Raw genomic sequence first — 13088 nt, forward strand, 5'->3', positions numbered from 1 at the left:
GCTATCGTTGCATTGTCCGGGAACAACCGGAAAAATGTCGCGTAAATGTATCAGTAAGGACAGTGAGGAACCCTCGATCCAAAGTTCTCGAGGTTCGCCTAGAAGCTGGGCTTGTTTGTGTGACCTGTGGACTAGCACAGTTCGAGGTTAGCACCGACACCCCCACCTGCCCAAGGCAGGTGGGGTGAGCTTCATCAGCCACCAGGGTAGATCGAGAAACATGAGACAATAGAGCAAACTCGTTCAACCCTGGAGATGCTGTACTGTTGCAACCCAAGTTGCCCTAACCCATTTAATAATGAGGGTTATCGATTTTGTCAAAGCTGTGGGGCGCCGATTTTGCTGCCATTGTTCCGAAACCGCTATCGCGTAATTCGACAATTGGGATACGGGGGGTTCAGTCGCACCTATGAAGCCAAAGATGTTGATCGGATGAATGATCCCTGTGTGATTAAGCAATTTATGCCCCAAGTTCAGGGAACAGCAGCGCGACAAAAAGCCACAGAATTATTTAAACAAGAAGCCCAGCGGTTATATGAGTTAGGGGAACATCCCCAAATTCCGGGGTTGATTGCCTATTTTGAACAGGATAGGCGACTTTATTTGGTGCAAGAATATATTGATGGACAGAATCTGTTGCAGGAGTTACAGCAAAAGGGACATTTTAATCCTGATCAGATTTATCAAATTTTGTCTGAATTGCTTGAGATCCTCCAGATTATCCACAACCGCAATATAATTCACCGTGACATCAAACCAGAAAATATCATGCGCCGTAGCCGCGATAATCAGTTAATCCTGATTGATTTTGGTGTCTCTAAACAGGTGACGGGAACTACCACGGTGGGACAGGGAACTACTGTCGGGACACCTGGATATATACCTATGGAACAGTTACGAGGTCAGGTCTACCCCGCTAGTGATTTGTATAGTTTAGGGGTGACTTGTTTGCGTTTGCTGACTGGGTGTTTACCCTCAGAAGATGGTAGAGATGACCTCTATGATGCTATGGAAGGGCGTTGGGTATGGCGAGAACGTTTACCAGCTAATGTTTCTGTCCCCCGACAGTTAGCAGAGGTTTTGGACCGCTTAACCCGGGATTTTGTTCGCGATCGCTATCAGTCGGCTCAAGAAGTGCTACAAATTCTTAAACAGCCCTATCCCTATCAGTATCAACCTATACCTACCCAGAACTATCAGCGCATTGTTCCACCGATCACCCAAAAATATACCCACGCTGCCACTCCCCCACCTCCCCCCAAAGTTACCCCTAAACTGAATCCTTATCAAAAGTTACAGGATCTCATGAAAGCCGGAAAATGGCGGGAGGCTGATGCTGAAACTTCTCGGTTAATGCTGGAAATTGTCGGTAGTCAGGCTGGGTGTTTTAGTACCGCACAAATAGCTACTTTTCCCTGTCGAGAGTTAAGGGAAATTAATCAAGTTTGGGAACAGGCTAGTCGCGGTCGCTTTGGCTTTGGGGTTCAAAGGCGGATTTGGGAACAGGTTAACCAAAACACATCTGAATTTGCTCAACGGGTGGGATGGTGCGATCGCCACCCATCAGATGATATATATGTCAAAGACTATGATCAGTTATCATTTTCTCTGAAAGCCCCCGAAGGTCATCTACCCGCCTTGAGTGTGATGGCTGGCCGAGAGTGGGATAGAACTCTATGGCTGCTGGAACATTTATTTTTAAGTGTGGAGGCTTGCGGACTTTGACAGACTATCACGGAAATATGATCACAATACAATTGTTCTGATCTGTCCCTGGGGAAATCTCACCCAGAAGTCCAGAAGGCTGATAGAATTGACCTTGAAGAGCATTTATGGAGGTTTTCATGTCTCAAGATACCCCTCAACCTAATGCTGAACCAACTTTTAGCCAAAAAATTCAAGCTGCTGTTAAGCAACTATATCAGCAGGCGAATACTTGTGTGGCGGAAAATAAACTTGAAGAGGCGATCACCTGTTATCGTCAAGTTACTGTCTTGGTCCCCAGTTGGGCTGATGCTTACCAAAAATGGGGTAATCTTCTGGTGAAAGCTGGTAGATTAGAAGAGGCGATCGGTGCTTATCAACAAGCTATTAAACTTAATCCCGAAGATTCCTGGTCTTATAATAGTTTGGGTGGGATTTTTATTAAACTTGAACGCTGGGAAGATGCTGTTCCAGTCTGTCAGCAGGCTATTCAACTAGACCCTAACTTTTTCTGGGCTTATAATAACCTAGGACAAGCTCTCAGTCAACAAGAACAATGGGAAGATGCTGCTTCTGTTTATCAAAAAGCATCTCAGATTAACTCGACTTTTTTCTGGACTTATAATAATTGGGGTGAGGCTTTAATTCAACTTGAAAGATGGTCGGAGGCGGTTACCGTTTATCAAAAGGCTATAGAAATTGACCCTAACTTTTGTTGGGCTTATAATCATTTGGGAGATGCACTCAGACACCTTAAACGCTGGTCGGATGCGGTTCCCGTTTATCAAAAAGCTGCTGAAATTAACCCTAATTTTTTCTGGACTCATAGTAATTTAGCTGATACCTTAGTCTATCTCAAGCGATTTGACCAGGCGATTCCGGTTTACCAAAGCGCCATCAAACTGAACCCCAATTCCCCTCAAACTTACTATAAATTGGCTAAGTGTTTACAGAAAGTTAAAAGGGTTGATGAAGCGATCGCTTATTTTCAAAAAGTTTTGGAACTAAAGCCAGATTTTACAACCGCACAGAATAAACTACAAGAACTGCAAAAAAAATCCGATGATCTGGAATCAAAAGCGCCTCAAATTTCCCATAATCTTGAACCTATTGATTGGCTCAAATATTACCCAAAATCAGGGGATTCAGTATCCTACATGATGCCTAAACCTACCCCCCCACAACAAGACTATAAAACCAAAACCTGGCAGTTTCCTGTCCCTCCACGTCCCCTGATGCTAGTATTTGCAGACAGGGGGGAGGACTACTATCTTGAATCTGGTAAAATTCAAATTCGCCTACTGTTAGAATCCCTAGAAAAAGCTAAGTTTTCTTTAAACCCAGGAAGCCGGATATTAGACTTTGGTTGTGCGTCTGGAAGAATGATGAGATTTTTAAGCGATCAAGCTAATACCTGCGAAATTTGGGGGGCTGATATTAATGCTGACTGCATTAACTGGTGTAAGCAATATATGAGGCCTCCTTTTCACTTTTTGACCTGTACCACTAATCCTCATTTACCCTTTGAGGATCGATATTTTGATTTGATTTATGCGGGTTCAGTTTTTACCCATATTGACGATTTGGCTGAGGCTTGGTTATTAGAACTTCGTCGGATTATTAGTCCTGGTGGTATGGCTTATATTACTATCCAAGAACAGCATCTGATGAATCTAATTAAAGACTTTAAGGAAAAGTGGTTATCTAATAATAATGTTTGGCCGCCAGATAAAAGGGCTGAATGTTTACAAAAATATGATGAATATAGTAAGTCGGATTTTGCTATGTTTACTTTGGGTCGAGATACGCGATCGCTCGTTTTTTATGACCTCGATTATTTCTGTAAGATGGTACAACCGTTTTTTCAAGTCATTGAAATTCGCCAAGAAGCCTATTATTGGCAAACCGCCATTTTACTACAACGTCAATAAATCTCTCTAGTCTGGATCATTAATTAAGAATAAGGAATCTCTAACAGGGATGACTGAGGAGGCTAGGCTGTTACTGTTCCGCCATGCGGTCTAGGCGTTCACGAATGGAGAGGTTGAGAAGCGATCGCAAAAATATTACCACCCCCACCCCAGCGATGACTAGGAAAAAAACAGCCCAGCCATTTTTACCAGCAATTATTAATAGTATTCCCGAAATCAGAGTAAATCCTGACCAACAACCATGAATCAAAGTTTTGAGGGCAAAATTAACCCGTTTCAAAGCGCGATCGCTTTCAATCGAACGAACCCTAAACTTAATTTCCCCTTCCTCAATGCGTTGTTCTAGGCGACTAATAAATAACTCAGCGCGGCTAGGTTGGTTGAATTTAAAATTGATAAAATCTCGCGCCTGTTTAGTCAACTCTCCCACTAAACTACCCCGTTCCTGCTTAGAAACAGTAACACTTTTAATAAAAGGTTGAGCGCAGTCTACCAAATTATATTCCGGGTCTAGGGCGCGGGCTACTCCGTCTAAAGTAGTTAAAGATTTCAGTAAAAATGTCATCTCAGCAGGTAGGCGAAAAGGCTGCTGTTCAAACATTATATAAAGCTCATCTTTAATCACATTAAATGCTTGAAAATCAATAGGTTTTTCCGTAAATTCATCTAACAAAAACCTGATCAAGCGCCGCACCGGAGTCATATCAGACATCGGTTCAACTAAACCAATATCAATCAGAGTATCAATCACCACATCCACATCTTTTCGCATCACTGCAAAAAAGCTGCGGATCATCTGATCCTTAGCCAAAGCCTTGATTTCAGCCATCATCCCGAAATCGTAGAAAATCAGACTACCATTAGAACTAACAGCAATATTTCCGGGGTGGGGGTCTGCTTGAAAAAAGCCATCCTGTAAAATCTGTTTAAGATAGCAACAAATCCCTAATTGATTAACTCGTTTAATGTCAACACCGCAGGCTTGTAGAGTTTTCCGGTCATCAACCTTAATCCCCGGCAAATATTCCAAAGTTAAAACTTTATGGGTGGTATATTCCCAGTAAACTTTAGGAACAATAATTCCCGAATAGTTATCAAAATTATCTCGAAATCTATCGGCGTTTTTACCTTCTTTAATATAATCAATTTCCTGATATAAAATCATGAAAAATTCATTATATATAGCATCGAGATCATAGAGTCTTGCCCAAGCAAAGGAACGTTGACAGAAGCGCATCACACGACGGACGGCTTGCATATCCAGATCAAAAAGTTCTTTAAGTCCTGGGCGTTGAACCTTAACTATGACCTGTTCTCCTGTATGCAATTTAGCCCGATGAACTTGTCCGAGACTGGCGGCGGCTAGGGGACGCTCATTAAACTCACGATAAAGGCTAAATAAAGAGTTACCCAATTCTGACTCAATAATAGCTACAGCGCGATCGGCACTAAAAGGAGGTACTTTATCCTGGAGTTTTTCTAACTCCGCCACATATTCTAAGGGCAGAATATCAGCACGGGTGGAAAGCGCTTGTCCAATTTTAATAAATGTTGGCCCCAGGTCAAGCATGGTTTGAATTAACCATTTTGCCCGCTTTTGTTTAGTGGCAGAGGCATTATTTCCCCAAAGCCGATCCCACCACAAATAGAACAGAAACGTCCCAGCGGCAGAAAAAACATCAATCTGTCGGGTGAGGGGTGAGTATTTGCTGCGCTGCCAACGGAGGGGTTTAGGGGTTTTCTGAGTTAGCATTCGAGGATTTCGGGCAATTTGTCTATTTTAGTCGCATTAGGTGTCGATTTTCTACTGAGCGCGAAAACAGGAGACATATTAGAGTCTCCTGGGATTTTTTTCCATAGATGACCAATCCTCATCTCAATCTAGGGTTCAACAATGACGGGAGTTCCCAGTTGCACTTTGTTAAATAGTGCTAACACATCCCGGTTAAACATACGAACGCAACCATGGGAAACGGCTTGTCCGACCGTTTCTTCATTGGGGGTGCCATGAAAACCTATGTAGTTAGTGCCATCAGTCCAAAATCCAATCCAGTGACTACCAAGGGGGTTATCTCGACCTGGGGGGATAATATCTCCATTTAGAGGATGTTCCCAGGTTGGGTCTTCGATCATTTGAATAACCTGATAGTGGCCGATGGGGGTTTCCCATCCGTTTCTACCAATGGCTATGGGATAGCTAGTGACAACACGCGCGTTGTTCATGACATAAACCCGACGTTCTCCTAAGCGAATAACTAATTCTAGTTGACTAGGAGAATATTGTAGCCAATCGCTGACATGATAGGCCGTGGCAAATTTTGGGGAAATTCCCGTTTTTGCCACATCTACTCCTGGGGTAGTAGTGGCAGCCATACTACTATAAGGCAGTAGTATTGATAATAATGATAGTAATATCATGGGACTGAGGGCCGGTGACAGAAATGTTCTGAACATAACTCTCAATAACTTACCTAGGGGTTTAAACAAGAAAATGGCGATCGCCAAGCGTGCTATGATTGGGGTATGGGTGTGCTAATAAATATCAAATCCCGTCAAGTTTTGTACCTGACAGTAAAAACCGTGACACAGTAAATCCACAAACTAGAATCATTAATAATTGCCGGTTTAAGTTAAATTTTCAGGAAACCAAAGATAGTTACTATTGTCAAGTTGGCTCATGTTAACAAATTCGGAAACAGGCGAAATGGAATATTTAGATGCTGGACAGATTTTTCCATTAGTTGATAGTATTTTGCCTTTTGAAGTCTGTCTTCATCATCGGATTTTGCCCATATCTCTCAAGGATAATACCCTTTACTTAGGTATGGTCGATCCTGATGATGAATTAGCCATAAATTATGCCCACCAGATATTAGCATATCTAAATTGCTCTGTTGTCAGTCAGCCGATTTCGGCTGAGAGCCATCGCTCCATTCTGACTGCTTATTTGTACCATAGCGAAAAACCCACCACCGAAAAAACTCCTTTAGATAACTCTCCTACCCCTCCCGATGAACCATTAGCCTCCGGGGAAACATCCCCGCCAGATTCCCCAAGACTACCAAAGGCTAAACAACCTCCAGCCTCAAAGATTAATGAAATGTTACCTAAGCTGGATCTTCGTCCCGAATACCTCAGTAGTCCCATAGAGCGACTGGCCAAGTTACCACCACCCAAGTTATTGGAAGAGTTACTAGCTAGGGTGTTGTTGGAGGGTATTGGCCGACTGTATTTTGAGAGGCAAGAATCCAAAGGACGGATTTTATGGAGCCAAAATGGTATTCTCAAGTCTGTTATTGATAATTTAGAACCATCGCAGTTTCAATGGGTGATTAATGAGTTAAAGCGGTTGGTGAAACTGCCTATGCTACCAATTTCCCAACCCAAACAGATAGAAATTGAGCGGATTTATTATAATACTCATCTGCTGTTGCGGCTGCGATTGGTTCCTGGGAATTATGGCGAGGAAGCTAATTTACAGGTATTACGAGGAGCGGCTTTAAAGTTTTATCAACAGCAACAACTATCAAAATTGAGTTTGGATGCTTTGCGTCTGGCTCAACAATTGCAAAGGAAACTTAATGACTTGCAAGGACATTGTAATTCCGCTAATCTCTCATCGGAAAATTTGCCTCTGCTGTACCAGCTACTTAAAAATGTCACCCATCAGGTGGATATGCTGATTAAAAATAGTGATTCCTCCCATACAGACTAATAAATAATGCACGAGCCTTAACCCGTGCATTTGAGACTTATATGGTGGTTAAACCTTTATTAGACTAGGCGGGGACTGCAACTGACTTCTCCGACCAGCGATTAACCGATTTACCAATAACCGATAGGTCTTGCATTAGTTGATCAAAATCTGCCGGAGTCAGGGATTGGGGACCATCTGACATGGCTTTGGCTGGGTTGGGGTGAACTTCGATCATCAGGGAGTCTGTCCCGGCGGCGATCGCCGCTCTAGCCATAGATGGAACGTGCTCCGCAAATCCCGTGCCGTGGCTCGGGTCAATCATAATTGGTAAGTGAGTGAGCGATCGCAATACCGGAATTACCGACAAATCAAGGGTATTGCGGGTATATTGGCGATCGAAAGTGCGGATTCCCCGTTCACACAGAATCACATTCGGGTTACCCGCCGCTAAGATATATTCTGCGGCCATTAGCCATTCTTCAATAGTCGCAGACATACCCCGCTTCAGCAATACTGGTTTATCCTGAGCCCCTACTTTTTTCAGCAGCGAGAAATTCTGCATATTACGAGCGCCAATTTGGATCACATCCGCCACCTCAGACAACTTTTCTAAGTCGTCTGCGTCCATTAACTCCGTAATCACTCCCAGTCCTGACGCTTCACGCGCAGCAGCTAAAAGGTTCAGAGCGCTTTCTCCATGACCTTGGAAAGCGTATGGAGACGTGCGAGGTTTAAATGCGCCACCGCGTAAGAACTTCGCCCCAGCAGCTTTCACCCGCAGCGCCGTCTCCACGATCATTTGTTCATTTTCTACCGAACAGGGACCCGCCACCACCACTAGGGGACGATTTTCGCCAAAGTGAACTATTCCACTGGGAGTGGTAACAGCTACATCACTGGACTCGCCGTGACGAAATTCCCGACTAGCACGTTTGTAGGGTTTTTCGACTCGTAACACCTGTTCAATAAATGGGCTAATTTCCTGGAGTTGTAGGGGATCAAGACCTGCTGTTTCTCCTACTAGCCCAATTACAACTTTATGTTTTCCGACGATTTTTTCTGGTGTTAAACCCCAACCGCTGCGGAGTTCATCACTAAGACGTTCGATTTCGGCTTCTGGAGAGCCAACTTTCATTACAATAATCATGTAAACCTCACAAAATTGTCGCAGCCACCATTTTTGAGTGGCTAATAAAGGGTACAGACCTAATGTCAACTGTCCCTACGCGCTACGCAAGCATACAGCGCCGGATTCTTACCCAGAGACCAGCACAGTAGTAGATGTCTTTGGTCCTCTACTACTATGACTTACAGATACATTTAACCCCGAAAAATCTGGCCAGAGCCGGAAGTTTCTGAGTAGGGCACCATCTGAAGTGAAGTAATCACGCCAGATGATGTGTCACTCTAAGAGCCTTTAACAGTTAGGTTAAAAGCGCTATTGTTGAGTCCATTCTGGTGGTCTATTCAACTGCTCACTACAATATAGCTATAGTCAGCTACTTGATGCTTCAGCAAACCATCTTTGGCTATTGCTTAACTCTCTACTCAATAGACTACCATACTTAGAAAAATATTTCCCGAAATATCTGGTTATTACCAGTGAATCCCCCTCTAATCACCAACAGTCTGACGATCAGCTTTGCCCCGCGTCCCACAGGTAAAAACTCGTAGCCCCTCATCTCTGAGAGAAATCGCTCAGTGAATATCTCTATCCTGTTTGGTTTGGCAATTTTCACAAGTCTATTCCCTGATGTCAAGCCGTAAACTACCCACCTGATTTAAGCCCACATCACAAGTTTTATCTGAAGGAAAAACCTATCAACTTCTTGATAAACTTTAACCATCATTTTCCGCGTATTTAAGCATAGTCATAAACATTCCCCATCCCACTTTTTCAAGGTCAGCCAGACAGTGGTTTTTCATCATGTCTTTGACATTTAGATTCTCCGTCACAATGACTTGGTTTTCGCCTACTATCCTACGCGATCGCTTGTGTATAAAATCCTCACGACAGTTAGTGATTTTACCGTAAACTCTAGCGACTTTCTTGGTTCCGGCTTTATTAAGGCTATTAGACCCTTTCTGCTTTCGGGATAGTTGCTGTTGTTTACGCTTTAAATTCTTTTCATCCCCTACCTTTTCGGGTAAGGGAATTCCTGTAGGCTTTTTTAATTTTTGGGTGAACTTGGCTGGCGACTTTCTTTCCAAGCCTCTATCGCCCGCCCTAGGTTGATCTTAAATTCCTGCCAGCCGAGGAAACTCCCACTTAGGTTTTCGTCCCAGGAAGCCGAGAGAACTCCGTAGCTAAGACCCACCACACTCAAGCCAAAGCACCCCAGACTCACCAGCAAGACTGCTGTGTTGGGTAGGGGGAATATCTCATTGGTGACAATAAAATAACTGCCCACAAAGGTAGATATAGCCATTAACAGAGGAATACCGGATAAAACCACCATCCGGGACACCATCCGCTGACTGACTACTTCCGGAATAGTCATATCTTCCCGTCTAGGTTGACGGCGGGGCGCAGAGGTGTCCGATGTGCGGCTAGTTTTTGGGGTTTTAGCTACCTTGGGCGAAGCCGATTTATCCGATTTTCCCTGGTCTGAGGCGGCTGGTTTGCTACTTTCAGCCTGCTTTTTGCGGGTTTTTTTCGGTTCAAAGGGAAGTGGTTGGCGGGGGCGATCGGAGGACATGGTAGATTGTGAGTGCTGTGGGTGGGTTGACAGGAATTTGGTACGATTGGGTAAATCTGCTATCGGATTTAGCCCCGGATTCCCAAACGGGTGATCAGTTCGCGATAGCGTTGCTGATCCTGTTTATTAATATAGGCTAATAATCTTTTTCTGCGTCCGATAATCTGGAGAAGGCCACGACGGGAAGCGTGATCATGCTTATTGGCTTTGAGGTGTTGGCTGAGTCGGTTAATTCTTTCGGTGAGCATGGCTACCTGTAGATCGGAAGATCCGGTGTCTGTTTCGTGAGCTTGATGCTCGGCCATGATTTTTTGCTTATCTTGTTGTGTCAGAGCCATAGTTGAGAATTTTACGGTTGGTTAAATTTACACAATTCTTGATCTTAGCATATTGTAGCTTGGGCAGATGGTGCTGAGAAGAATTTATGCCTGGAGATGGATGGCGCTAGGTGCGATCGCCCTTTATAATTAGATCAGGTACTCTGGTTGAGTCTGGTTCTGGTAAAGGATTGCGGGTTAACGGGTTAACGGGTGATGGCGATGTCTGATACACACATTCACCACTAATGGATGCCTTGATATCTTCTCAACGAGTCCTGGTTATGGTTGAGAGTTGAATGGTTTATGGTTGAAACAACATCAGATGCGATCGTTTTGGGGTTTAATCCTCTACTGAAATTGGTATTGGTACTGTTGGGGTTAATCTCCGCTTTGATGGGTTTATGGCTACTACCAAAACTATGGCGAATGGCGATCGCTAAGTTGATTCCTGAAGAACGCATATCTAGTTATTCTGAGATTTTATCATCCTATAAAATCCCGGCTGCTGTCGCTGTATTGTTGGTGATCATTGAAATTATATGGGTTAATTCTCCCTTGAGCATCGCTCTAGGTTTCCTAGAAGTTATCATCAGTTTATCCCTAACCATTCTGCTCAGTTGGTTGGCTTCTCAAATATTTAAGAGATTTTTTGACTTATATATTATTGACGTAGCCTCAAAACAAGGTCGCAATATTAACAGTGAGTTTTTATTGGTAGGCAAAATTCTAGCCAACTGCGTAATTATTCTAGTCGCAATTGTTGTATTTGCTCAGACTCACCAAATTAATATTGTCGGATTAATTGCTAGTTTAGGGGTAGGTGGTTTGGCTGTCGCTTTTGCAGCTCAAAATACCCTCAGCCAAATTCTAGGGGGAATTGTTCTGTATCTGGATCGCCCGTTTGTCGTTGATGATTATATCGGTTTACCTGATGGGACTTTCGGGCGGGTAGAATCTTTGGGATTGCGATCGACCAAAATTCGCACATCAGGAAAAGGAACCATAGTTATAGTCCCTAATAGTTCCCTAACTCAACTCAGTATAGAAAACTATACCGGAGCCAGAAAAATTATATCCATCCTAGGATTAACCTTTCATTCTGCCATTGACTCTGAGGAACAAGCTCTCATCCGTCAAGTGATTTTAGAAAGCACTAAAAACACCTTTGGTATTGACCCTAGAGGCACTGATGTTAGCTTTAAGAATTTACAGCCAATCACCGGAGAAAACAAAACTCAAGCCCAAGTAACCTTCTTTATATTAGGTGCTAATCGTAATAACTTAGAACTGCGCCGTCAGATGCTCGATCTAGCCAGTCAAGACATTAGCATGAATTTACAGCAATACGGAATCGCCTTTGATATCGAAGATCAAAATATTTACGTTGATTCACCCATCACAGTCTAATTACAGTTAAAACGCTAAATACCATCATGTGGAACCCCATTGATCCTGATGCCGCAATTTTTGAGATTATTCAGGAATATTCTATTCCTAAGCCTCTGATTTTCATAATCTTTGTATTGATATCTTGCTTAATAGGAAAATACACCCCTAGCCTCATACAATATATTATTAGGCGGGCTATACCTATCAATGGAAAAGAAATTTCCGAGAACTTTGTGCGACCTATCCAACAACCTTTTAGGATGGTTGGCATTTTTACTCTGATTTCTATGTCAATGATTTGGTTAGAAGAAAATCGGGCTTTATATCGTTTTATTCGCCCCTTTGTTAGTCTAGCCCTAATTGCTAGTATAGCCTGGTTAGCCTCCCGGTTATTTAGGCAATTGGTGCGGATTTATGGTATTCCGATTATCCGAAAATATGGCATGGAAGTTGACGAGACTTTTTTGGTATTTGAAACCATTGCCAATGTTTTAATTGGATTTACAGCAGCGATCGCATTTGCCCAAAGTCAACAACTGCCCCTAGGTGCATTAGTAGCAGGGGCTTCAGTAAGTGGTTTAGCGGTAGCATTTGCCGCCCAAAGCACCTTAGAACAGATTTTAGGCACAATAGTTTTACGTTTAGATCGTCCGTTTGTCCGTGGAGAATATATCCGACTACCAAAACGTGGTGATGATCTTGAGGGTATTTATGGGAGAGTAGAATCTATTGGGTTACGGTCTACTAAAATTCGGATTGCAGCTAAGGGAACTTTGGCAATTATTCCCAACTCTAATTTAATGAGGCTGGCGATCGAAAATATCAGTCGTGGTAAAAAAGTGATGGTTTTACTATATCTGGATTTTATCACTCAACTTGACGATCGCGAACAGGCTTTAGTAGAACAAGCCATTAAAGAATGTACCGATTCAGTTTTTGGTATAGACCCCGGAAGCACCCAGATTTCCCTATTTAATTATGGAGAAACGGGTAATCTTCGCGCTAGGGTGACATTCTTTATTTTAGGTTCTAGTGAAAATGCCATTTCACTGCGTAAGAGTTTACTAGCATCAACTAATCAAAGTTTGACGGAAAGACTCAAGCGGTATGGCATTAAGTACAATATGCAAGAACCGAATATTTATGTTGAGTCTCCTGTGACGATTTAATATCAAGTCGGCTTGTATTAAGCCGACACTTTTTTGATGCCAATAAAAAACAAAGCCTCAATCTAATGATGAAGAAAGAGGCAGAGTCATCATATTAAATTGTAGTGTAAAACAGAAACCTTCAAGGCTGCATAGAGAAAAAGCGAGTGTAAAAGAGGTCAAGCCCTCGGTCTGTTAGA

The 13088-nt window shown here is 43.0% G+C and carries 11 protein-coding genes and 1 pseudogene; 6 read left to right on the plus strand and 6 right to left on the minus strand.

What is annotated here, in order from left to right; translation table 11 throughout:
• The 3 genes and pseudogenes from P5683_RS18050 to P5683_RS18060 form a co-directional block, all read left to right on the plus strand.
• Nucleotides 1-188 (plus strand): annotated as a pseudogene (locus tag P5683_RS18050) (hypothetical protein); the annotation flags it as partial.
• A 67-nt stretch (nucleotides 189-255) separates the two neighbouring features.
• Nucleotides 256-1725, plus strand: a complete 1470-nt coding sequence (locus tag P5683_RS18055) for a serine/threonine-protein kinase (RefSeq protein WP_006626148.1) — start codon at nucleotides 256-258, stop codon at nucleotides 1723-1725.
• A 119-nt stretch (nucleotides 1726-1844) separates the two neighbouring features.
• Nucleotides 1845-3635 carry a class I SAM-dependent methyltransferase gene (locus P5683_RS18060; RefSeq protein ID WP_006669272.1) on the plus strand — a complete coding sequence of 597 codons (1791 nt, stop codon included), beginning with the start codon at nucleotides 1845-1847 and terminating at the stop codon, nucleotides 3633-3635.
• A 70-nt stretch (nucleotides 3636-3705) separates the two neighbouring features.
• On the opposite strand, the gene P5683_RS18065 is transcribed toward P5683_RS18060, so the two are convergent.
• Both P5683_RS18065 and P5683_RS18070 read right to left on the minus strand, forming a co-directional pair.
• Nucleotides 3706-5388, minus strand: coding sequence for an AarF/ABC1/UbiB kinase family protein (locus P5683_RS18065; protein WP_006626146.1), 1683 nt, complete (start codon nucleotides 5386-5388; stop codon nucleotides 3706-3708).
• Between the two features lie 128 nt (nucleotides 5389-5516).
• The gene (locus P5683_RS18070; protein ID WP_008050238.1) at nucleotides 5517-6008 is read right to left on the minus strand and encodes a L,D-transpeptidase; all 492 of its coding nucleotides are present in this window, start codon (nucleotides 6006-6008) and stop codon (nucleotides 5517-5519) included.
• A gap of 304 nt (nucleotides 6009-6312) precedes the next feature.
• Here P5683_RS18070 and P5683_RS18075 point away from each other — a divergent pair, with 304 nt between their 5' ends.
• Nucleotides 6313-7350 (plus strand): hypothetical protein, encoded by a 1038-nt coding sequence (locus P5683_RS18075; RefSeq protein WP_006669268.1) that lies wholly within the window; start codon nucleotides 6313-6315, stop codon nucleotides 7348-7350.
• Nucleotides 7351-7414: 64 nt separating this feature from the next.
• Here P5683_RS18075 and aroF read toward each other — a convergent pair whose 3' ends face one another.
• From aroF to rpsO, 4 genes are all read right to left on the minus strand, one after another.
• On the minus strand, nucleotides 7415-8479 hold the full coding sequence (aroF, locus tag P5683_RS18080; RefSeq protein ID WP_006669267.1) for a 3-deoxy-7-phosphoheptulonate synthase: 1065 nt from the start codon (nucleotides 8477-8479) through the stop codon (nucleotides 7415-7417).
• 692 nt (nucleotides 8480-9171) lie between these two features.
• A complete protein-coding gene (locus tag P5683_RS18085) occupies nucleotides 9172-9543 on the minus strand; it encodes a transposase (protein ID WP_006626142.1) in 372 nt (123 codons plus the stop codon).
• Nucleotides 9504-10031, minus strand: a complete 528-nt coding sequence (locus P5683_RS18090) for a PAM68 family protein (protein ID WP_006669266.1) — start codon at nucleotides 10029-10031, stop codon at nucleotides 9504-9506. The genes P5683_RS18085 and P5683_RS18090 overlap by 40 nt, the downstream gene beginning before the upstream one ends.
• Nucleotides 10032-10099: 68 nt before the next feature.
• A complete protein-coding gene (gene rpsO / locus P5683_RS18095; protein ID WP_006617943.1) occupies nucleotides 10100-10369 on the minus strand; it encodes a 30S ribosomal protein S15 in 270 nt (89 codons plus the stop codon).
• A 285-nt stretch (nucleotides 10370-10654) separates the two neighbouring features.
• On the opposite strand from rpsO, the gene P5683_RS18100 reads away from it, so the two are divergent.
• Both P5683_RS18100 and P5683_RS18105 read left to right on the plus strand, forming a co-directional pair.
• Complete coding sequence (locus P5683_RS18100) at nucleotides 10655-11758, plus strand: mechanosensitive ion channel family protein (protein WP_006626139.1); 1104 nt, start codon at nucleotides 10655-10657, stop codon at nucleotides 11756-11758.
• 26 nt (nucleotides 11759-11784) lie between these two features.
• Nucleotides 11785-12909 carry a mechanosensitive ion channel family protein gene (locus tag P5683_RS18105; protein ID WP_006626138.1) on the plus strand — a complete coding sequence of 375 codons (1125 nt, stop codon included), beginning with the start codon at nucleotides 11785-11787 and terminating at the stop codon, nucleotides 12907-12909.
• Nucleotides 12910-13088: the final 179 nt, after the last annotated feature.

Source organism: Limnospira sp. PMC 1279.21 (genome assembly GCF_032349615.1).
In the GTDB taxonomy this organism is placed as follows: domain Bacteria; phylum Cyanobacteriota; class Cyanobacteriia; order Cyanobacteriales; family Microcoleaceae; genus Limnospira; species Limnospira fusiformis.